This is a genomic window from Microbacterium sp. GXF7504 (genome assembly GCF_054798235.1).
Genome location: NZ_JBSJZI010000002.1, coordinates 119,689 through 138,775 on the forward strand (window position 1 = coordinate 119,689; position 19,087 = coordinate 138,775).

General features: G+C 72.4%; 23 protein-coding genes and 2 tRNA genes. 14 read left to right on the forward strand and 11 right to left on the reverse strand.

Annotated features, from left to right (window positions below; translation table 11 throughout):
* Positions 1-132: 132 nt before the first annotated feature.
* The gene (locus tag ACWAUO_RS04645) at positions 133-657 is read left to right on the forward strand and encodes a GNAT family N-acetyltransferase (protein ID WP_460773479.1); all 525 of its coding nucleotides are present in this window, start codon (positions 133-135) and stop codon (positions 655-657) included.
* On the opposite strand, the gene ACWAUO_RS04650 is transcribed toward ACWAUO_RS04645, so the two are convergent.
* A complete protein-coding gene (locus ACWAUO_RS04650) occupies positions 627-2,315 on the reverse strand; it encodes a long-chain-fatty-acid--CoA ligase (protein WP_460773481.1) in 1,689 nt (562 codons plus the stop codon). The genes ACWAUO_RS04645 and ACWAUO_RS04650 overlap by 31 nt on opposite strands.
* Before the next feature lie 78 nt (positions 2,316-2,393).
* On the opposite strand from ACWAUO_RS04650, the gene gatC reads away from it, so the two are divergent.
* The 4 genes from gatC (at position 2,394) to ACWAUO_RS04670 (ending at position 7,104) form a co-directional block, all read left to right on the forward strand.
* Positions 2,394-2,693: an Asp-tRNA(Asn)/Glu-tRNA(Gln) amidotransferase subunit GatC gene (gene gatC, locus ACWAUO_RS04655; RefSeq protein WP_460773482.1), complete on the forward strand. Its 300-nt coding sequence runs from the start codon at positions 2,394-2,396 to the stop codon at positions 2,691-2,693.
* The gene (gatA, locus tag ACWAUO_RS04660) at positions 2,693-4,201 is read left to right on the forward strand and encodes an Asp-tRNA(Asn)/Glu-tRNA(Gln) amidotransferase subunit GatA (protein ID WP_460773484.1); all 1,509 of its coding nucleotides are present in this window, start codon (positions 2,693-2,695) and stop codon (positions 4,199-4,201) included. The genes gatC and gatA overlap by 1 nt, the downstream gene beginning before the upstream one ends.
* The gene (gatB, locus tag ACWAUO_RS04665; RefSeq protein WP_460773485.1) at positions 4,201-5,715 is read left to right on the forward strand and encodes an Asp-tRNA(Asn)/Glu-tRNA(Gln) amidotransferase subunit GatB; all 1,515 of its coding nucleotides are present in this window, start codon (positions 4,201-4,203) and stop codon (positions 5,713-5,715) included. The genes gatA and gatB overlap by 1 nt, the downstream gene beginning before the upstream one ends.
* Positions 5,716-5,844: 129 nt before the next feature.
* A complete protein-coding gene (locus ACWAUO_RS04670) occupies positions 5,845-7,104 on the forward strand; it encodes a DNA polymerase IV (RefSeq protein WP_460773487.1) in 1,260 nt (419 codons plus the stop codon).
* Between the two features lie 6 nt (positions 7,105-7,110).
* Here the strand turns inward: ACWAUO_RS04670 and ACWAUO_RS04675 are convergent, their stop codons facing one another.
* Both ACWAUO_RS04675 and ACWAUO_RS04680 read right to left on the reverse strand, forming a co-directional pair.
* Positions 7,111-7,782 carry an alpha/beta hydrolase gene (locus ACWAUO_RS04675; protein WP_460773488.1) on the reverse strand — a complete coding sequence of 224 codons (672 nt, stop codon included), beginning with the start codon at positions 7,780-7,782 and terminating at the stop codon, positions 7,111-7,113.
* Positions 7,779-8,561 (reverse strand): alpha/beta fold hydrolase, encoded by a 783-nt coding sequence (locus ACWAUO_RS04680; RefSeq protein ID WP_460773490.1) that lies wholly within the window; start codon positions 8,559-8,561, stop codon positions 7,779-7,781. Before ACWAUO_RS04680 ends, ACWAUO_RS04675 begins: the two co-directional genes overlap by 4 nt.
* A 65-nt stretch (positions 8,562-8,626) precedes the next feature.
* On the opposite strand from ACWAUO_RS04680, the gene ACWAUO_RS04685 reads away from it, so the two are divergent.
* The 3 genes from ACWAUO_RS04685 (at position 8,627) to ACWAUO_RS04695 (ending at position 9,820) form a co-directional block, all read left to right on the forward strand.
* The gene (locus tag ACWAUO_RS04685; protein WP_460773491.1) at positions 8,627-8,860 is read left to right on the forward strand and encodes a hypothetical protein; all 234 of its coding nucleotides are present in this window, start codon (positions 8,627-8,629) and stop codon (positions 8,858-8,860) included.
* 76 nt (positions 8,861-8,936) lie between these two features.
* A complete protein-coding gene (locus ACWAUO_RS04690) occupies positions 8,937-9,257 on the forward strand; it encodes a hypothetical protein (RefSeq protein ID WP_460773493.1) in 321 nt (106 codons plus the stop codon).
* Positions 9,254-9,820 carry a nucleoside/nucleotide kinase family protein gene (locus ACWAUO_RS04695; RefSeq protein WP_460773495.1) on the forward strand — a complete coding sequence of 189 codons (567 nt, stop codon included), beginning with the start codon at positions 9,254-9,256 and terminating at the stop codon, positions 9,818-9,820. Before ACWAUO_RS04690 ends, ACWAUO_RS04695 begins: the two co-directional genes overlap by 4 nt.
* Before the next feature lie 16 nt (positions 9,821-9,836).
* Here the strand turns inward: ACWAUO_RS04695 and ACWAUO_RS04700 are convergent, their stop codons facing one another.
* From ACWAUO_RS04700 to yczE, 7 genes are all read right to left on the reverse strand, one after another.
* Entirely contained in the window at positions 9,837-10,334 is a 498-nt protein-coding gene (locus ACWAUO_RS04700) for a DUF2017 family protein (protein ID WP_460773496.1), read from the reverse strand.
* A complete protein-coding gene (gene clpS, locus ACWAUO_RS04705; RefSeq protein ID WP_460773499.1) occupies positions 10,331-10,624 on the reverse strand; it encodes an ATP-dependent Clp protease adapter ClpS in 294 nt (97 codons plus the stop codon). Before clpS ends, ACWAUO_RS04700 begins: the two co-directional genes overlap by 4 nt.
* On the reverse strand, positions 10,621-10,971 hold the full coding sequence (locus tag ACWAUO_RS04710; protein ID WP_460773500.1) for a metallopeptidase family protein: 351 nt from the start codon (positions 10,969-10,971) through the stop codon (positions 10,621-10,623). The genes clpS and ACWAUO_RS04710 overlap by 4 nt, the downstream gene beginning before the upstream one ends.
* Before the next feature lie 58 nt (positions 10,972-11,029).
* Positions 11,030-11,105, reverse strand: a tRNA-His gene (locus ACWAUO_RS04715).
* Positions 11,106-11,137: 32 nt separating this feature from the next.
* On the reverse strand, positions 11,138-11,761 hold the full coding sequence (gene orn / locus ACWAUO_RS04720) for an oligoribonuclease (RefSeq protein ID WP_460773503.1): 624 nt from the start codon (positions 11,759-11,761) through the stop codon (positions 11,138-11,140).
* Positions 11,762-11,809: 48 nt separating this feature from the next.
* Positions 11,810-11,882, reverse strand: a tRNA-Arg gene (locus tag ACWAUO_RS04725).
* Positions 11,873-12,520 (reverse strand): membrane protein YczE, encoded by a 648-nt coding sequence (gene yczE, locus ACWAUO_RS04730; RefSeq protein ID WP_460773505.1) that lies wholly within the window; start codon positions 12,518-12,520, stop codon positions 11,873-11,875. Before yczE ends, ACWAUO_RS04725 begins: the two co-directional genes overlap by 10 nt.
* A gap of 61 nt (positions 12,521-12,581) precedes the next feature.
* Between yczE and yczR the strand changes: the two genes are divergently transcribed.
* From yczR to ACWAUO_RS04755, 5 genes are all read left to right on the forward strand, one after another.
* Complete coding sequence (gene yczR / locus ACWAUO_RS04735) at positions 12,582-14,006, forward strand: MocR-like transcription factor YczR (RefSeq protein WP_460773506.1); 1,425 nt, start codon at positions 12,582-12,584, stop codon at positions 14,004-14,006.
* 157 nt (positions 14,007-14,163) lie between these two features.
* Positions 14,164-14,706: a single-stranded DNA-binding protein gene (locus tag ACWAUO_RS04740; RefSeq protein ID WP_460773508.1), complete on the forward strand. Its 543-nt coding sequence runs from the start codon at positions 14,164-14,166 to the stop codon at positions 14,704-14,706.
* Between the two features lie 63 nt (positions 14,707-14,769).
* The gene (locus ACWAUO_RS04745) at positions 14,770-15,258 is read left to right on the forward strand and encodes a DUF6993 domain-containing protein (protein WP_460773509.1); all 489 of its coding nucleotides are present in this window, start codon (positions 14,770-14,772) and stop codon (positions 15,256-15,258) included.
* Between the two features lie 44 nt (positions 15,259-15,302).
* On the forward strand, positions 15,303-16,982 hold the full coding sequence (gene ettA, locus ACWAUO_RS04750) for an energy-dependent translational throttle protein EttA (RefSeq protein WP_460773511.1): 1,680 nt from the start codon (positions 15,303-15,305) through the stop codon (positions 16,980-16,982).
* Positions 16,975-17,472: an acyl-CoA thioesterase gene (locus ACWAUO_RS04755; protein ID WP_460773513.1), complete on the forward strand. Its 498-nt coding sequence runs from the start codon at positions 16,975-16,977 to the stop codon at positions 17,470-17,472. The genes ettA and ACWAUO_RS04755 overlap by 8 nt, the downstream gene beginning before the upstream one ends.
* On the opposite strand, the gene ACWAUO_RS04760 is transcribed toward ACWAUO_RS04755, so the two are convergent.
* The gene (locus tag ACWAUO_RS04760) at positions 17,457-18,368 is read right to left on the reverse strand and encodes an acyl-CoA thioesterase (protein WP_460773516.1); all 912 of its coding nucleotides are present in this window, start codon (positions 18,366-18,368) and stop codon (positions 17,457-17,459) included. The two genes, ACWAUO_RS04755 and ACWAUO_RS04760, sit on opposite strands and share 16 nt — an antisense overlap.
* Positions 18,369-18,412: 44 nt before the next feature.
* On the opposite strand from ACWAUO_RS04760, the gene ACWAUO_RS04765 reads away from it, so the two are divergent.
* Positions 18,413-19,087, forward strand: coding sequence for a hypothetical protein (locus ACWAUO_RS04765; protein WP_460773517.1), 675 nt, complete (start codon positions 18,413-18,415; stop codon positions 19,085-19,087).

Genomic DNA, 19,087 nt, shown 5'->3' on the forward strand with positions numbered 1-19,087 from the left:
GAAACACTACGCCGGGCCACCGACATCCACCCGAGACCGCAGCACACACGCGGGTTCGATCGCACCGAGCGCCCATCGCACCCGCAGCACGACGCGACCGAACCAGCACCGCGCAGTGGTTGACTGGCGTCCATGAGACTGCGGCGGTGTGAAGCGCGCGACGTCGCGGCGCTCACCGCGTTCCTCCGCCGGGTCGATCTCACCCTCAGCGGCCTCGATGCACCGGGGGTGCGCCTCTGGCTGCTCGTCGACGACGCCGGCGCGATCACCGGCAGCACGGGGTACGAACGCAACGCCGACGGCCGCCACGCGCTCATCCGCAGCGTCGCCGTCGATCCCTCGTGCCGTTCACGCGGCACCGGCGCCGAACTCGCGCGGTTCGCGCTCGCACGTGCAGCCGAGGAGGGAGCCGGCACCGCGTGGCTCTTCAGCCGCCGGTCCGGGCCCTTCTGGCAGCGACTCGGGTTCGCGCCGGCGGACCGCGACAGCCTCGCCGCCGCGCTGGCCGACACCCACCAGGTGCGCCTGTTCCGCGAGACCGGACAGCTCGAGCGTGAGGTCGCCTGGTCGCGACCGCTCACGACCGCCGGCACCGACGCGGCGCCGCCAGACCCCGACCCCGGCGGTCACTCGGCGAGCAACTGCGCCTTCACCTGACGGCGCAGCACCTTGCCGATGAGCGAACGCGGCAGGTCGTCGATGACGACCACCCTGCGCGGCACCTTGTACGGAGTGAGCACACCGCGCGCGTACTCCCGCACCTGCTCCGGGTCGACCGTCGCCCCCTCGCGCGCCACGACGGCGGCGACCACGTCCTCACCCGAGTGGGAACTCGGCAGCCCGACCACGGCGACGTCCGCGACGTCCGGATGCTGCCGCAGCGCGTTCTCGACCTCGGTGGGCGCCACGTTGAACCCGCCCGTGATGATGAGCTCCTTGATGCGGTCCACGATCCGGACGAACCCGTCGTCGTCGATCGTGACGATGTCACCGGTGCGGAACCAGTCCCCATGGAAGACCGCATCCGTCTCCTCCGGCTTGCCGTAGTAACCGGAGAACACCTGCGGCCCGCGCACGAGCAGCTCGCCGGGCTCGTTCGGCCTGAGCACGCGGGCCGGGTCCTCAGGGTCGACGACGATGCACTCGGTGTCCGGCAGGGGGAGTCCCACCGTGCCGGGCACGCGGTGCTCGGCGACCGGGTTCGCCATGAGCACGGGGGAGCACTCGCTGAGCCCGTAGCCCTCGACGAGGTATCCGCCGGACGCCTCCTCGAACGGCACGACGAGGCCGTGATCGAGTGCCATCGCACCGGAGATCGCGATGCCGGTGCCGGCGATCGGGATCCCGGTCTCCTCGGAGCGGGCGAGCAGCCGCGCCGCGATCGGGGGCACGAGCGGCAGGAACGTCGCCGGGTGCTTCTTCGTGACCTTCAGCACCATGTCCGGGTCGAACTTCGGGAACAGCACGAGCCGGGCGCCCATCGACATCGCGAACGTGAGGCAGAGGGTGAGGCCGTACGCGTGGAACATCGGCAGCACGGCGTAGACGACGCATCCGTTCCCGCGCGTGATCGAGGGCACCCACGCCTGCGCCTGCAGCGCGTTCGCGAGCAGGTTCCGGTGGGTGAGCGCGGCGCCCTTCGGGCTTCCGGTGGTGCCGCTCGTGTACTGGATGATCGCCAGGTCGTCGGTGGTCGGCACCGGGTGGGGTGCGGGCAGCGGCGCGTGTGCGACGACCTTCTCCCACGGGATCGTCCCCGACACGCGCGTGGTGAGCGCGGCGCGGGACTCGCGCAGCTTCGGCACGGGGAGGCGGAGGGCGACCCGCATCGCACCCGGCATCGCGCGGACGACGTCGACCGAGATGAGCGTCGTCACCGCCATGTCCCGCGGGAACTCCTGGACGGTCGAGACGACGTTGTTCCACACGATGGCGGTCTTCGCGCCGTGGTCCTCGAACTGCTTGCGGAGCTCCCGCGGCGTGTAGAGCGGGTTGTGCTCGATCGCCACGGCGCCCAGGCGCAGCACCGCGTAGAACGCGACGATGTGCTGCGGGCAGTTCGGCAGCACGATCGCGACGGTGTCGCCCTTGCGCACCCCGAGCTCGTGCAGCGCACCCGCGACGCGGTCGATCTGCGCCTGCAGGTCGCGGTACGTCGTCTCGCGCCCGAAGAACTCGAGCGCCGGGGCGTCCGGGTAGTCGCGGGCGGATGCGGCGACGATGTCGGTGAGGCAGCCGGTGACCGGGCCCAGCTCGGCCGGAACCCCCTCGGCGTAGCTGCGGATCCAGGGACGGGGCGGGTCGTACGTCGTCACCGCGCCAGCCTAACGAGGGTGCGGGCCGTCCCACACCGGGCGCCCGGGAGCGCATCCGGCGAACCGTAGACTTGGGGGGTGTCTGAAATCACCCCTGATCTCGTGCGCCATCTCGGCGTGCTCGCCCGGATCCAGCTGAGCGACGACGAGGTCGAGCGCCTCACCGGCCAGCTCGACGCCATCGTCGACAACATCGCCAAGGTCTCCGAGGTCGCGACCCCCGAGGTCCCGGCCACGAGCCACCCGGTCCCGCTGGAGAACGTCTTCCGTCCCGACGAGGTCGGCTTCACGCTGACCACCGAGCAGGTGCTGCAGAACGCACCGGATGCGGCGGACGACCGGTTCCGCGTGACCGCGATCCTGGGGGAGGAGCAGTGATGGACCTCACCCGTCTCACCGCGGCGGACCTCGCCGACAAGCTCGCCTCCGGCGAGGTCTCGAGCGTCGAGGCCACCCAGGCGCACCTCGACCGCATCGCGGCAGTGGACGGCGACGTCCACGCCTACCTGCACGTGAGCGACCACGCCCTCGAGGTCGCGGCCGACATCGACCGTCGCCGCGCCGCCGGCGAGGACCTCGGCCCCGTCGCCGGCGTGCCCCTCGCGATCAAGGACGTGCTCGTCACGACCGACATGCCCTCCACGAGCGGATCGAAGATCCTCGAGGGCTACATGTCGCCCTACGATGCGACCGTCGTCGCGCGCTCGCGCGCCGCCGGCCTCGTGCCGCTCGGCAAGACGAACATGGACGAGTTCGCGATGGGCTCCTCCACCGAGCACTCCGCGTACGGGCCCACGCGCAACCCGTGGGACCTCGACCGCATCCCCGGCGGCTCCGGCGGTGGATCGGCTGCGGCCGTCGCCGCGTTCGAGGCGCCGCTCGCGCTCGGGTCGGACACCGGCGGCTCGATCCGCCAGCCCGCGCACGTCACCGGCACCGTCGGCATCAAGCCCACCTACGGCGGTGTCAGCCGCTACGGCGCGATCGCCCTCGCCTCCTCGCTCGACCAGGTGGGTCCGGTGACCCGCACCGTGCTCGACGCGGGGCTTCTGCACGACGTCATCGGCGGTCACGACGCGAACGACTCCACCTCGCTCGCGCAGGACTGGCCTTCGTTCGCGGCGGCCGCCCGCGAGGGCGCCCGCGGTGACGTGCTGAAGGGGCTGAAGGTCGGCGTCATCACCGAACTGCCCGACTCCGGCTTCCAGCCCGGTGTGTCCGCATCCTTCCGCGCCGCCCTCGCGAAGATGGAGGCGCAGGGCGCCGAGATCGTCGAGATCAGCGCACCGCACTTCGAGTACGGCGTCGCCGCCTACTACCTCATCCTCCCCGCGGAGGCCTCGAGCAACCTGGCGAAGTTCGACTCCGTGCGCTTCGGCCTGCGCGTCGACGTGCCCGGCGGCACCGTCGAGGACGTCATGGCCGCATCCCGCGACGCCGGCTTCGGCGACGAGGTGAAGCGCCGCATCATCCTCGGCACCTACGCCCTCTCGGCCGGGTACTACGACGCGTACTACGGCTCGGCGCAGAAGGTGCGCACGCTCATCCAGCGCGACTTCGACGCCGCGTTCGGGCAGGTCGACGTGATCGCCACGCCCACCGCGCCCACCACGGCGTTCAAGCTGGGGGAGCGGATCGACGACCCGCTGCAGATGTACCTCAACGACGTCACGACGATCCCGGCGAACCTCGCCGGCGTCCCCGGCATCTCGATCCCGACCGGGCTCGCGGAGGAGGACGGGCTGCCCGTCGGCATCCAGTTCCTCGCGCCGGTGCGTGAGGACGCCCGCCTGTACCGCGTGGGCGCGGCGCTCGAGGCACTGCTCGTCGACGGCTGGGGCGGCCCGCTGCTGGACCGCGCACCGATCCTGGGAGGGGCCCGCTGATGGCCAAGGACAAGCTGATGGACTTCGACGAGGCCCTCGAACTGTTCGAGCCCGTGCTCGGCTTCGAGGTGCACGTCGAGCTGAACACCGCGACGAAGATGTTCTCCGCCGCGCCGAACCCCGCCAACGAGGCGAACCACGGTGCCACGCCGAACACGCTCGTCGCCCCGGTCGACATGGGCCTGCCCGGCTCGCTCCCGGTCGTGAACCAGGAGGCCGTGAAGTTCTCGATCAGCCTGGGCCTCGCCCTCGGCTGCTCGATCGCGCCGTCGAGCCGCTTCGCGCGGAAGAACTACTTCTACCCCGACCTCGGCAAGAACTACCAGATCTCGCAGTACGACGAACCGATCGCGTTCGAGGGCGCCGTCGAGGTCGAGCTCGAGGACGGCACGATCGTCGAGGTGCCGATCGAGCGCGCGCACATGGAGGAGGACGCGGGCAAGCTCACCCACATGGGCGGCTCCACCGGCCGCATCCAGGGCGCCGAGTACTCCCTCGTCGACTACAACCGCGCGGGCGTGCCGCTCGTCGAGATCGTCACGAAGCCGATCTTCGGCGCGGAGCACCGCGCCCCCGAGATCGCGAAGGCGTACGTCGCCACCATCCGCGACATCGTCCGCTCGCTCGGCATCTCCGAGGCGCGCATGGAGCGCGGCAACCTCCGCTGCGACGCCAACGTGTCGCTGCGCCCCCGCGGGCAGGAGAAGCTGGGCACCCGCACCGAGACGAAGAACGTCAACTCGATGCGGTCGGTCGAGCGGGCCGTGCGGTACGAGATCCAGCGGCAGGCCGCGATCCTCGCCGCCGGCGGCACCATCACGCAGGAGACGCGCCACTGGCACGAGGACACCGGCGTGACCTCGCCCGGACGCCCGAAGTCGGATGCGGACGACTACCGCTACTTCCCCGAGCCCGACCTGCTGCCGGTCGTCCCCGCGCCCGAGCTCATCGAGCAGCTGCGCACGGCGCTCCCCGAGCCGCCCGCGGCCCGCCGCCGCCGGCTGAAGGCCGACTGGGGCTTCAACGACATCGACTTCCAGGGTGTCGTGAACGCGGGGCTGCTGGCCGAGGTCGAGGCCACGGTCGCCGCCGGCGCGTCGCCCACCGCCGCCCGGAAGTGGTGGATGAGCGAGATCAGCCGCATCGCGAACGCCGAGGGCAAGGAGCCGGCCGAGCTCGTCACCCCCGAGCAGGTCGCCGCGCTGCAGCAGCTCGTCGACGCCGGCACGCTCACCGACAAGCTCGCCCGTCAGGTGCTCGAGGGCGTCATCGCCGGCGAGGGCACCCCGCAGGAGGTCGTGGACGCCCGCGGGCTCGCGGTCGTGTCCGACGACGGTGCGCTCATCGCCGCGATCGACGAGGCGCTCGCGGCCCAGCCCGACGTGCTCGCGAAGATCAAGGACGGCAAGGTGCAGGCCGCCGGTGCCGTCATCGGCGCCGTCATGAAGGCGATGAAGGGCCAGGCGGACGCCGCCCGCGTGCGCGAGCTCATCCTGGAGCGCGCCGCGCAGTAACAGACGCGCGGTCCGCGAAACTGCATCTGGGCGCCGAAGCAGCGGGGTAACCCCGCAGTCTCGGCGCCCAGATGCAGTCTCGGCGTCCACGACGGCCCGGATGTCGGCGGGGCGGGGGAGGATGGAGACGTGGGAAGGACGGACGGCCGCGGTCGCATCGTGTCGCCGCCGGGTGCCGACGACACCGGCGCGGGCATCCTGCACGTCGACATGGACGCGTTCTACGCCTCGGTCGAGGTGCTCGACGACCCCTCGCTCGCCGGCAAGCCGATCATCGTCGGCGCGCCCGAGGGACGAAGCGTCGTCTCCAGCGCCTCCTACGAGGCCCGCCGGTTCGGGGTGCGCTCCGCCATGCCCGTGTCGCAGGCCCTGCGCCTGTGCCCCACGGCGATCGTGGTGCGACCCCACTTCGACCGGTACGTCGAGCTGTCCCGGCAGGTGATGGGCGTCTTCAACGACATCACGCCCCTCGTCGAACCCCTCTCGATCGACGAGGCGTTCCTCGACGTCCGCGGCGTCCGGCGGCTCTGGGGGTCGCCGGGGGAGATCGCCCGGATGCTGCGCGCCCGCGTCCGCGAGCGCACCGGCCTCACCTGCAGCGTGGGTGCGGCCGCGACGAAGCACGTCGCGAAGATGGCGTCCACGCTCAGCAAACCCGACGGCCTCCTCATCGTCCCCGAGGCGCAGACGCAGGCCTTCCTGGCGCCGCGCTCGGTGCGGGCACTCTGGGGCGTCGGTCCGAAGTCGGCGGAGGCGCTGGAGTCCCGCGGCATCCGCACCGTCGGCGACATCCTGCAGACGCCGCGCGCCTCGCTCGACCGGGCGCTCGGGCCCGCGATGGGGGAGCGCGTGTGGCAGCTCGCCCGCGGCATCGACGCGCGGGAGGTCGTCACCGAACGCACCGAGAAGAGCATCGGGCACGAGGAGACGTTCGACACCGACGTCGACGACGCGACCGCCCTGCGGGTGGAACTGCGCCGGCTCGCAGACCGGGTGGGCGCACGCCTGCGCGCACACGGCGCCGAGAGCGCCACCGTCGCCATCAAGATCCGGTTCGCCGACTTCCGCACCGTGAACCGCAGTACGACCCTCCCCGAGCCCACCTCGGTCGGGCAGCGCATCGGCGACGCCGCGATCGACCTCTTCGACGCGCTCGAGCGTCCGCTGCCGGTGCGGCTCGTCGGCGTCCGGGCGGAGGCGCTCCGCCCCGCCGCGGGCGTCGCCACGCTGTGGGACGACGACGCGGAATGGCGCCGGGTGGAGGAGGCGCTCGACGGTGCCGCCGAACGCTTCGGCCGAGGCGCCGTGACACGGGCCGCGCTCCTGGGCGGCGTGCGGACGGCGAGCTCGCTGCCCTCGCACCCGAGACCGCCGCGCCTCGACCACTGACCCGGCTCAGGACGCCGCGAGCGCCCGCAGGATCTCGTGCCGCACCTCGGGGCGGGCGAGGATGCGGAAGTGTCCGCCGGTGGGCACCAGGACGTTCCTGGCGTCGACGAGCGAACTGCCCTCGGGGATGTGCGGATCGAAGGTCGCGGCGACCGACGTGATCCGTGTGTTGACGGCGGTCTCCAGCGCGAGCCGGACGATGGTCGGGTCGCGCGGTGAGAAGATCCGCAGCGACGGTCCCCGCAGGTACGCGGCGTAGCGCGAACCGCCGAACGGGGTCGCGATCGCCACCATGTTCCGGATGCGGCCGCCCGCCGTCCCGAGCATGACCTCCTTGCCGATCAGCCCGCCCTTGCTGTGGGCGACGATCGTCACCCCGGTGAGGTCGCGGGCCTGCAGCACGTCGGCCACGTGCCGGGCGCTGTCGGTCACCGGCCGGCGGTTGTGTCGCAGCGGCTCGACGACGTGCACCGGGTGCCCCTGCGCGTGCAGCCACCGCGCCAGCGGGGCGAGGAAGCGCCAGGACTCGTAGACGCCGGGAAGCAGCACGACGGGGGAGCCCGTCCCGGAGCGGAGCGCCGCCGCATCCGTCCGGTCGAGGGTCGCGGCCACCTGCCGGAACCCGGCGTAGACGTAGTCCTCCGCCCACCACCGGCCGCGCCGCAGCAGCCCCGTCACGCCGTGCCGCCGTGGTCGACGAAGGCGCGGACCGCGGCGGCGACCGCGCGCGGCCGGGAGCGCTGCACGTTGTGCGGCCCGCCGGGCACCGTCACCAGGACCGCGTCGAGCGCGCGGTCACGGAGCCGGCGGCACCAGTCCCGGCCCGCGATCGGGTCGCGGCCGCCACGGACGAGGAGGAGGGGCACCGTCAGCGCGGCGACCGCGTCCTCGGTGCGGTAGCGGAGCATGTGCCGCAGTTGTGCGAGGTACCAGCGGGGCCCGCAGCGCAGGTAGTCGGTGAGGAGGATCGCGTTCGTCGCGGGCGGTTCGCGCAGCGCGTCCAGCGCCAGGGCGAGCCCCTGCGCCGCTGCCGTCCGCCTTCGGTCGTCGACCACCGGGCCGAGCAGGACGACGTGGGCGACGAGTCCGGGACGCTGCGCCGCCAGCTCGACCGCCCACTGCGCCCCCATGGACTGCCCGACCAGCACCACCGGTCGATCCGTCAGCGCATCGAGGACCTCGCCGAGCCCGGCCGACATCTCCGAGACGCCGACGTCGCGGCGGGGTTTCGGGGTGCGACCGAACCCGGGGAGGTCGACCGTGTGCACGACCCGGTCGCGGGCGAGCTCGCGGGCGAGCCGCGCGAGGTACCGGTGCGACATGCCGATGCCGTGCACGAGGACGACCGGCGCCGACCGCTCACGCGCCGGCGTGCGTGACCGGACCTCGAACACGAGGTCGCGGACGGGGACCGGTCGGACGACCTCGGAGGTCCCTGGCGTCGGCGGCGTGGACATGCGGCAACCGTACCCGTCCCGGTGATTCCACCGAGCGGCTCGGCGACGCGGCCTATGCTGTGCGCATGTCCACGCCGAATCGCGACCCCGACATCGTCATCAAGCGCGTGATCGTCGCGGTCTGGGCCGCGATCGTCATCGTCGCCTCCGGCTTCGGGTTCGTCGCCTGCCTCATCGGGATGCTCCACGACGGCCACCCCATCCTCATCGGCGGCGCCGTCGGATGCCTCCTCGGCATCGTCGCCGGGTTCATGCTCGCCCGGCTGGCCGTCGTCGGCGAGGGCGCGCGCCGACTCTGAGGCGGGGTCTACGCGCTCGAACCGCGACGCGCAAGACGGTGTCCGCGCCGCGCCGCCGCCCGATAGCGTGGTCACCATGTCGAACTTCGTCCTCGATCTCGGTAAGCAGGCCGCATCCGTCGGCGTGACCACGGCGTACGGCGAGCAGCAGGACGTCGACGGGGTGCGCTTCGTCCCCGTCGCGCTCGCCTGGAGCGGCTTCGGCGGTGCCGCCGAGGACGCCGACCGCTCCGCCGGCGGCGGGGGCGGCTACGTCGTCCCGGTGGGCGCGTACGTGCGCCGCGGCGACGACCTGCGGTTCGAACCGAACCTCGTCGCACTCCTCGCCGTCGGCATCCCGTTCGTGTGGGTCGCCGGCAAGGCCTTCGCCCGGATCATCCGCGCGCTGAAGAAGTGACCGCAGGCGGGGACGCACCCGAGGTCCTCGTCCGCATCGCCGCGGCCGTCCGCCGTGCCGTCGACGCCGTCGACCGGCCCGACCCGCTCGTGCTCATCGACGGGCGCAGCGGGGCGGGCAAGTCCACGCTCGCGGGGCTCCTCGTCCGCCCCGGCGAGGCCCGGCTCGACCTGGAACTCGTCTATCCCGGGTGGGACGGGCTGCACGCCGCATCCGAGGTGCTCGCGCGCGACGTGCTCGCACCGCGGGCGGCCGGGCGGGCCGGCAACTGGCGCCGCTGGGACTGGACCGCCGACGCGCCCGCCGAGGTGCACGTCGTGGCGCCGGGCACCCCGCTCGTCGTGGAGGGCGTGGGGTCGCTCACCCGCGAGACCGCCCCGTACGCGGACGTCGCGGTGTGGCTGGACGCCCCGACGGCACTCCGCCGCCGCCGCGCGCTCGACCGCGACGGGGAGGCCTACGCGCCGTTCTGGGACCGTTGGGCGGCGCAGGAGGAGATCCACCTCGCCAGCGACGACCCCCGCTCGCTCGCAACGCACGTCTTCGACGTGACCGGGGCGTGAGCGGCTCCGGTCGTGCTCAGCCGGCGGGCGCGTCGTCCAGCGCCCGCACCAGCGTGTCGAGCCGGTACCCCAGCCACTCGTAGACCGCGAAGCGGGGGTCGGTGGCGTCCACGTCGTCCTCGGTCTGGATGCCGAGGCGCTCGGCGAGCACGAGTCGCACCGCGTTCAGGGTCCGCATCCAGGATGCCGCCCGCTCGGCGTCGAGGGGCACTTCCAGCTCGGTGACGGCCTCCGCCATGGGGAGGTCCGCGATCTCGGACACGTCTCCCGCGACTGCGAGGTCGGCGAGCACCGCGCCTGCGTCGTCCGTCCGGCGTCGCAGGAGCTCGCGCTCGGTGACCGAACGGAACTCCCTCGCGGCGTCCGGGTCGTCCGGGTACGCGGACGGGGTGAGGCGGGCCACGGCCGGGTCGTCCGACCGCGGATCGGAGAGCAGGTCGACGAACTGCGCGACGAGTTCGCGCAGGTGCAGCGCCTCGACGCGCGTGATGTCCATGATCACCGGACCGCTCATGCCGGCACCCGCCGCACGGTGGCCCACAGACCGTAGTCGTGCATCGCCTGGGCGTGCAGCTCCATCTGCTCCCGCGCGCCCTCGGCGACCACGGCGTGCCCCTGCTCGTGCACGGCCAGCATCAGCCGCGTGGCGACGTCCTGCGGGTAGCCGAAGTACGTGCGGAAGACGTGGACGACGTAGCTCATGAGGTTGACCGGGTCGTTCCAGACGACGGTCTGCCACGGCGCGCCGATCGCGGTCGCCTCGTCGAGACCCAGATCCTCGCGGGGCGCGGCGACGGGGGTCATGCCCACCCCAGCTCGTGCAGACGCGCGTCGTCGATGCCGTAGAAGTGCGCGATCTCGTGGACGAGGGTCGTGTGCACCTCGGCACGGAGCGCCGCCTCGTCGTCGCAGGCGTGCAGGTGCGGGTCGCGGTAGACGACGATGCGGTCGGGCAACTCGCCCATGCCGTAGCGGTCGCGCTCCGTGAGCGCCCAGCCGTCGTACACGCCGAACAGGTCGAGACTCCCGTCCTCTGGACGGTCCTCGACCACGAACACGACGTTGTCGAGCCCGTCGACCATGTCGTCGGGCAGAGCGTCGAGCTCGGTCAGCACGAGCGACTCGAACGCATCCGCATCCATCTCGATCATCGCGTACCCGTGCCGACTGTCAGGGATGCGCGTGGCGCCTGAGGAGGCGCCACGCGCTTGGGGTGAGTAACGGGACTTGAACCCGCGACCCCCTGGACCACAACCAGGTGCTCTACCAACTGAGCTATACCCACCATGTGCCCTCGCGGGCAACCAGACAATTCTGTCACATACTTTGACCGAACGATGACACGACGGCCGAAGCGGTCGCCCGCGCGTCGTCCGTGGAGGGTCCCGGAGCCGCGACGAACACCGCTTCGCGGTAGTACGCGAGCTCACGGATCGACTCGCGGATGTCGGCCAGCGCACGGTGTCCGCCGTTCTTCGCGGGCGCGTTGAAGTACACCCGCGGGTACCAGCGACGCGACAGCTCCTTGATGCTGGAGACGTCGACGTTCCGGTAGTGCAGCCACCGGTCCACGCGCGGCATGTACCGGGCCAGGAACATCCGGTCGGTGCCGATCGTGTTGCCGGCGAGCGGCGCCTTGCCCTCGACCGGCACGAAGCGCTGGATGTACTCGAGCGTCTGGAACTCCGCCTCGGCAACGGAGACCCCCGAGGGGATCTCGTCGAGCAGTCCCGACGTGCGGTGCATGTCGGTCACGAAGTCGTTCATGTGCTCGAGCGCCGACTGGTCGGGCTTGATGACGACCTGGAAGCCCTCGTCGAGCACGTTGAGCTCGAAATCGGTCACGACCACCGCGATCTCGACCAGCTGGTCGACCTCCAGGTCGAGGCCGGTCATCTCGCAGTCGATCCAGACGAGGCGGTCGCCTTCAGTGCCACTCATGCCGCCAGCTTAGTCGCGGCGTCCGACGTGGCCGCCGGGCGGATGCTGCCCCCTCGGGGCGATTCGAACGCCCGACCAAGAGATTAGAAGGCTCCTGCTCTATCCACTGAGCTACGAGGGGAGGTGTCCTCCCAGCGTACCGGGGGCCGTGCGGGCATGCCGCGGCGCCGCCTGCGGGGCGCGTTCCCGGCGGGTGTCGAGGACGGGGAGCGTGAGGTGCACGAGCGGCCCGATCAGCACCGCGAAGAGCACCGTGCCGAGCCCGACGTCGCCGCCCAGGAGCCAGCCGCCGAGGAGGACGCTCAGCTCGACCGAGCCGCGCGCCAGCCAGGTCGGCCACCCGAAGCGCCCGGTGAGCCCCGTCATGAGTCCGTCGCGGGGACCCGCGCCGAAGTGGGCGCCGATGTACAGTCCGCTCGCGACCGCGACGCACACGATCCCCGCCAGGAGCACGAGCAGGCGCGGGACGAACCCGTCCACCGCGGGCAGCAGCCACAGCGCGACCTGCATCGCGGAGCCCACCACGAGGATGTTGGCGAGCGTGCCGACCCCGGGTCGCTGGCGCAGCGGGATCCACAGCAGCATCACGAGGAGGCCGATCCCGTTCACGACCCAGCCGATGCCGATCCCGGTCTGTCGCGACACCCCCTGCGCGAGCACGGTCCACGGGTCGACGCCCAGGCTCGCCAGGACGGTGAGCGCACAGCCGAAGCCGTACAGCGGCAGGCCGAGGGCGAGTTGGAGGATGCGGCGGGTCATGGCCTCATCCCATCGCAGAAGTGGCCTCCTCGCCAGAGGCCAATTCGCCTAGGGTGGCCGTATGGACTCCCGGCTCTCGGCCCGCGCCCTGGTCACCCTCCTCGGCGGGTGGCGCACCAGCGAGCCCGCGTACGAGGCGCTCGCGGACGCCGTCCGCCTCCTCATGCTCGACAACCGCATCGTCCCCGGCACGGCGCTGCCGGCCGAGCGCGAACTCGCCCACGCGCTGGGCCTCAGTCGCACCACGGTCAGCGCGTCGTACCGGAGCCTGCGCGAGAGCGGACACATCGAGAGCCTCCGCGGGTCGGGCAGCGTCACGCGACCGCTCGGTGCCGGGGCCGCGTCCCGGACCACCGTGAGCGATCCCGGTGCGATCGACCTGCAGCAGGCGAGCCCCGCGGCGTGGCCCGGGCTCGCGGGCGTCATGGCGGAGGTCGCCGCCGGTGCCGCGTCCCTCATCGCGCGGCCGGGCTACGACGTGGTGGGCGGTCACGGGCTGCGATCGGCGATCGCCGACCGCTACACCGCCGCGGGTGTCCCCACCGACCCCGCCGAGGTGATGGTCACCAACGGCGCGCAGAGCGCCATCCACCTCCTGGCGAGCCTCCTCGTCCGCCGCGGCGACCGCGTCCTCATCGAATCGCCCACGTACCCGCACGCCGCCGAGGCGTTCCGGCGCGCCGGCGCGCGGCTCGTGGGCGTGCCGGTCACGACCGACGACGGCTGGGACCTCGACCGCGCCGAACAGGCCTTCGCGCGGGTGCTGCCCACCGTCGCCTACCTCATGCCCGACTTCCAGAACCCCACGGGGCGGTCCATGAGCGCGACCGAGCGATCGGTCGTCGCGGATGCCGCGATGCGGGCGCACACGACCGTGATCGTCGACGACACCACCTCCGACCTCGACATCGACCGTCCGGTCGCGCCGGGGCCGTTCGGGGTCGGTGCCGGCGACGTCGTGCGCATCGGGTCGCTCGGGAAGACGGTGTGGGGCGGCATGCGGCTCGGCTGGATCCGCGCCCGCGCCGACCTCGTGCGCCGGCTCACCGCCGCCCGCTTCGCGCACGAGCTGGGCACACCCGAATGGGAGCAGGCGGTCGCCGCGGCACTCCTGCCGCGGATGCCGGAGATCGTCGCGCAGCGCGCCCAGGCCCTGCGGGAGGGCCGAGACACCGCGGTGGCGGAGCTCGCGAGGCTCCTGCCGGAGTGGCGGGTGCCCACCGTGCACGGCGGCGTGTCGCTCTGGGTCGAGCTCGACGCGCCGCTGTCCGGATCGCTCGTCATGGCCGTCCGCGACGAGGGGGTGCTGCTCTCGGCCGGCCCCAGGTTCTCGGTGGACGGCGGATTCGAGCGGAACCTCCGCATCCCGTTCACCGCGACGCCCGGCGACCTGCGCCGCGCGATCGGTGCGCTCGCCCGGGTGTGGCCGGCCGTCCGGACCAGTGCGGCGCCCGCCCTCCTCGACCGGTTCGACGCGGTCGTCTGACCCGGCCTCTCCTCCCCAGGGCGGGCGGCCGCTCCCGCCGTCCACCGCGGCGCACCCGCCTCCGCGCCGGCCATGCCGTCGGACGGATGCTGATCGGGCCGCGGTGCCCGGCGGGCACCCGGGCACCGCGGCATCCGACACGAGTGAGGAGCACGACATGAGCACAGGGCAGCACGAGACCGTGACGGTGGTCGGCAACGTGGGAGGGACGCCGGAGCGGCGGCAGACCCCCGCGGGGCCGGTCACCTCGTTCCGGCTGGGGAGCACGCACCGCAGGCTCGACCGGCAGAGCGGTGAGTGGGTCGACGACTACACGAACTGGTTCAGCGTGAACGTCTGGCGGGCGCTCGGCCAGCATGCGTTCGCGTCGCTGCGGAAGGGCGACCGGGTGCTGGTGACCGGACGCCTGCGCGCCCGTGAGTGGGAGACCGACGCGAAGCGCGGCGTGTCCCTGGAGATCGACGCGTCCGCGCTCGGGCACGACCTGCTGTGGGGCACCACGGAGTTCACGCGGGACCGGTCCGGTGGCGGTCGGGCGGAGGCGCCGGCCGAGGCCGCGCCGGCCACCGCGACCGCCGGCGACTGGGGCGCACCCGCGACGACCGGCGCCGACGCGTGGGCGACGGCGACGATCCCGGACGGGACCGCCGCGACCGAGCAGTCCGCAGCGGCGAGGGAGCCCGCCGAGACGCCGTTCTGAGCACCGGTGCGGGCCGGGTGCCCGCGTCACGGCGCGCACACGCGTGACACGTACACTCGGACCGTGCCAGCCTCGCGAACCAGACCGGCCCTCATCGCCGCCGCCGTGGCCCTGTCCTTCGGTCTCACCGCCTGTTCCGGCGGGACGGATGCGGCGCCGACCCCCACCGCGACCGTGACCGCGACACCGACGCCGGAGGTGACGGAACCGACCGGTCCGGCGCTCGTCCCAGGCGGCACGGCCGAGGACAACCTGCCGTTCTTCAGGCAGGTGGTGGAGCAGGTGTGGAACTCGCCGGACCAGGTCAGCGGACGCGCCTACGTCGACGCGCTCGCCGCCGCCGGCTTCGACAAGACCGCGATGCAGGTCACCTACGACGAGTCGACCGTGGGGAACCCCGCCGAGACGATCCAGGTGTCCGTGCTGTGGGCGGGACAGTGCCTGCTCGGACAGTTCGGCCCCGCCACCGGCGGCGTCGTGACCGCGGTCGCGGAGCCGGTGCTCGGCGGCACGGCGTGCCTGTTCGGCAACACGCGTCCGATCGACTGGTGAGCGGAGGCGGCGCACGGGCACCGCACGTCTAGACTGGAGCGGATATGGCTGAGTACATCTACCAGATGGTCCGTGCCCGCAAGGCGGTCGGCGAGAAGCTCATTCTCGACGACGTCACGATGGCGTTCCTCCCCGGCGCGAAGATCGGCATGGTCGGTCCCAACGGCGCGGGGAAGTCGACCATCCTCAAGATCATGGCGGGGCTCGACCAGCCCTCCAACGGGGAGGCCAAGCTCTCGCCGGGCTACACCGTCGGCATCCTCATGCAGGAGCCGGAGCTCGACGAGTCGAAGACCGTGCTGGAGAACATCCAGGCCGGCGTCGCCATCAAGGCGAAGCTCGACCGCTTCAACGAGATCTCCGCCCTCATGGCCGACCCGGACGCCGACTTCGACGCGCTGCTGGCCGAGATGGGCACGCTGCAGGAGGAGATCGACGCCGCCGACGGCTGGGACCTCGACTCGCAGCTCGAGCAGGCCATGGACGCGCTGCGCACGCCCCCCGGCGACGCCGCGATCGGCCCGCTCTCGGGTGGTGAGCGCCGCCGCGTCGCGCTGGCGAAGCTCCTGCTCCAGAAGCCCGACCTCCTGCTCCTCGACGAGCCCACGAACCACCTCGACGCCGAGAGCGTGCTCTGGCTCGAGCAGCACCTGCAGGCCTACAAGGGCGCGGTCATCGCGATCACCCACGACCGGTACTTCCTCGACCACGTGGCCGAGTGGATCGCCGAGGTCGACCGCGGCCGCCTCATCGGCTACGAGGGCAACTACTCGACCTACCTCGAGAAGAAGGCCGAGCGGCTCGACATCCAGGGCAAGAAGGACGCCAAGCTCGCCAAGCGCCTGAAGGACGAACTCGAGTGGGTCCGCTCCAGCGCCAAGGGGCGGCAGACGAAGTCGAAGGCGCGTCTGGCCCGCTACGAGGAGATGGCCGCCGAGGCGGAGCGGACGCGGAAGCTCGACTTCGAGGAGATCCAGATCCCGCCGGGGCCGCGCCTGGGCAACGTCGTCATCGAGGCGAAGAACCTCAAGAAGGGCTTCGGCGACCGTTCCCTCATCGACGGGCTCAGCTTCAGCCTGCCGCCGAACGGCATCGTGGGCGTCATCGGCCCCAACGGCGTCGGCAAGACCACGCTGTTCAAGACCATCGTCGGCCTCGAGCCGCTCGACGGCGGCGACCTGAAGGTCGGCGAGACGGTCAAGATCAGCTACGTCGACCAGAACCGCTCGAACATCGACCCGGAGAAGAGCCTCTGGGAGGTTGTCTCCGACGGGCTCGACATCATCACCGTCGGCAAGACCGAGATCCCCTCGCGCGCCTACGTGTCGAAGTTCGGGTTCAAGGGCCCGGACCAGCAGAAGAAGGCCGGCGTGCTCTCCGGCGGTGAGCGCAACCGGCTGAACCTCGCGCTGACGCTCAAGGAGGGCGGCAACCTGCTGCTCCTCGACGAGCCGACGAACGACCTCGACGTCGAGACCCTGTCGAGCCTCGAGAACGCGCTGCTGGAGTTCCCCGGCTGCGCCGTGGTCATCACCCACGACCGGTGGTTCCTCGACCGCATCGCGACGCACATCCTCGCCTACGAGGGCACCGACGAGAAGCCCGACCAGTGGTACTGGTTCGAGGGCAACTTCGAGGCCTACGAGGAGAACAAGGTCCAGCGGCTCGGCCCCGACGCAGCGAAGCCGCACCGCTCGACCCACCGGAAGCTCACGCGTGACTGACGAGGCGGGCACGCCCTCCTCGCCGGCCCGCCGGCTGCACGTCCCCGTCCACCTGCGGTGGGGCGACCTCGACGCGTTCAACCACGTCAACAACACCTCGATGTTGAAGCTCCTGGAGGAGGCGCGCGTGCGCGCCTTCTGGGAGCCGGAGGGCGGCGAGGAGGGGTTGCCCACCGCGGTCGTCCCACGGGACGGCGGCACCCTCACGCTCGTGGCACGGCAGGAGATCGAATACCTCCTGCCGGTGCCGTACGGGCGGGAGCCGCTCGACGTGCAGCTGTGGTTCGGCCGCATCGGCGGCTCGAGCATCGAGGTCTGCTACGACGTGTGCAGCCCTCGGGGCGCGGGGGAGCAGGTGCACTACGCGCGTTCCTCGGCGACGATCGTGTACGTGTCGGCCGAGACGATGCGACCCGTCCGGCTCACCGAGCGGATGCGGGAGGCGTGGGAGCCCTACCGGGGCGAGCCCATCCGTTACACCCGGCGCTGATCCGGCATCGGGATCCGCACCATGACCTCCTGCGCGGTGGAGGCCACGAGCGTGCCGTCCTGCGCGTAGATCCGGCCGGTCGACAGGCCGCGGCCGCCCCGGGCGTTGTCCGCCTCCTGCACGTACAGCAGCCACTCGTCGACCCGGGCCGGGCGGTGCCACCACATCGCGTGGTCGAGGCTCGCGACGTTGAGCCCGGGGGTGCGCCACGTCATCCCGTGCGCGCGCAGGATCGGCTCCTGGATCGTCATGTCCGACAGGTAGGCGAGCGCTGCCCGATGCACGAGCGGATCGTCCGGCAGCGCGCGGCGGGTGCGCATCCAGACGTGCTGCCGGTGCTGCGGCTCGCCGTGGAAGTCCGCGTACAGCGACCCCTCCACGTGCCGCACCTCCATCGGCATCTGGTCGAAGCTCCGACCCGACATCGGGTTGCGCTCGGCGTCGGCGCCGAAGGCCGGGAGCTCGTCGGGGCCGGGGACCGCGGGCATCGGCTCCTGGTGCTCGAGACCGTCGTCGGCCGCCTGGAACGAGGCGATCATGGAGAAGATCGGCACGCCCTCCTGGTACGCCTGCGTGCGGCGGGCCGTGAACGAGCGGCCGTCGCGGAGCCGGTCGACGGAGAACGTGATGCCCGCCGACGCGTCGCCGGGCCGCAGGAAGTAGCCGTGCATCGAGTGGATCGGACGGTCCTCCGGCACCGTGCGGGATGCGGCGACGACCGCCTGCGCCAGCACCTGACCGCCGTACACCCGGCCGCGCGGCATGGGGTGGGAGATGCCGGTGAAGATGTCCTCGGTGGTCCGGGCGCCCGAGCTGGTCAGCGTCAGCACCTCGAGGAGGATGGAGACCGGATCGGCCGCACCGCGGGTCTCGGACGCGGCTCCTGGTGCTTCCACGCTGTCTCCTCCGTACGGTCGGGTGCGCTTGGTAGTTTAGTTCGATGCCCAGCCGCCTCCTGTTCCCCGACCCCGAGGCGGCAGCCGACGCCCTCACCTTCTGCGGCCGCGCCGGCACGATCGGGGGCGAGACCGCCGTCCGTCTGCGCGCGCAGGGCGGCACACTGGTCATGACGACCGCGGTGCTGTGGCCCCGGACCCTCACCGAGGAGACGCCGACGGTCCTCGCGATGCGGGCCCTCCCGGTCGACCCGGAGCTGGAGTGCGACCTCGTGGTCGCCGCGCCCGGGCTCGTCGGCACGGAGGACCCTCGCGCGCTCGCCCTGCCGGAGACCGCGGTCACCGCACCGTGGGCGGGCATCTCGCCGCCGCGCGGCGGCTGGGAACCGGCGGGCGAGGTCGCCGCATCCGTGCTCGCCGCCCGCTCGCAGTGGGGCATGGCCGCCGTCGCGCACGACCTGCCCGCCGATCCGGGCGAGGACATCGTCCGCGCCGTCCGCGCGCAGGTGTGGGGCGAGGCCGATCCGGACCTGCTCGGTCTGCCCCGCGGTGTGGCGTTCGCCGGCACTGCGCTCGGGTTCGTCCACGGCGAGGAGACCGCGACGGTGCGCACGGCCCCCGGCTGGACCCGCCTCACGATGCGGCGCGGGCACGTGCTCGTCCGCCGGGCGGTGCGCGCCGGGCTCACCCCGGTGCGCCGCACCGGCGCGTCGGGCTGA

Excerpts from the sequence above, each read along its gene's own strand:
- ACWAUO_RS04645 (WP_460773479.1), top strand. The coding sequence starts at position 133 with ATGAGACTGCGGCGGTGTGAAGCGCGCGACGTCGCGGCGCTCACCGCG.
- gatA (WP_460773484.1), top strand. The coding sequence starts at position 2,693 with ATGGACCTCACCCGTCTCACCGCGGCGGACCTCGCCGACAAGCTCGCC.
- gatB (WP_460773485.1), top strand. The coding sequence starts at position 4,201 with ATGGCCAAGGACAAGCTGATGGACTTCGACGAGGCCCTCGAACTGTTC.
- ACWAUO_RS04680 (WP_460773490.1), bottom strand. The coding sequence starts at position 8,561 with ATGTCCACGCCGCCGACGCCAGGGACCTCCGAGGTCGTCCGACCGGTC.
- ACWAUO_RS04685 (WP_460773491.1), top strand. The coding sequence starts at position 8,627 with ATGTCCACGCCGAATCGCGACCCCGACATCGTCATCAAGCGCGTGATC.
- ACWAUO_RS04690 (WP_460773493.1), top strand. The coding sequence starts at position 8,937 with ATGTCGAACTTCGTCCTCGATCTCGGTAAGCAGGCCGCATCCGTCGGC.
- ACWAUO_RS04700 (WP_460773496.1), bottom strand. The coding sequence starts at position 10,334 with ATGAGCGGTCCGGTGATCATGGACATCACGCGCGTCGAGGCGCTGCAC.
- clpS (WP_460773499.1), bottom strand. The coding sequence starts at position 10,624 with ATGACCCCCGTCGCCGCGCCCCGCGAGGATCTGGGTCTCGACGAGGCG.
- ACWAUO_RS04710 (WP_460773500.1), bottom strand. The coding sequence starts at position 10,971 with ATGATCGAGATGGATGCGGATGCGTTCGAGTCGCTCGTGCTGACCGAG.
- orn (WP_460773503.1), bottom strand. The coding sequence starts at position 11,761 with ATGAGTGGCACTGAAGGCGACCGCCTCGTCTGGATCGACTGCGAGATG.
- yczE (WP_460773505.1), bottom strand. The coding sequence starts at position 12,520 with ATGACCCGCCGCATCCTCCAACTCGCCCTCGGCCTGCCGCTGTACGGC.
- yczR (WP_460773506.1), top strand. The coding sequence starts at position 12,582 with ATGGACTCCCGGCTCTCGGCCCGCGCCCTGGTCACCCTCCTCGGCGGG.
- ACWAUO_RS04740 (WP_460773508.1), top strand. The coding sequence starts at position 14,164 with ATGAGCACAGGGCAGCACGAGACCGTGACGGTGGTCGGCAACGTGGGA.
- ettA (WP_460773511.1), top strand. The coding sequence starts at position 15,303 with ATGGCTGAGTACATCTACCAGATGGTCCGTGCCCGCAAGGCGGTCGGC.
- ACWAUO_RS04765 (WP_460773517.1), top strand. The coding sequence starts at position 18,413 with ATGCCCAGCCGCCTCCTGTTCCCCGACCCCGAGGCGGCAGCCGACGCC.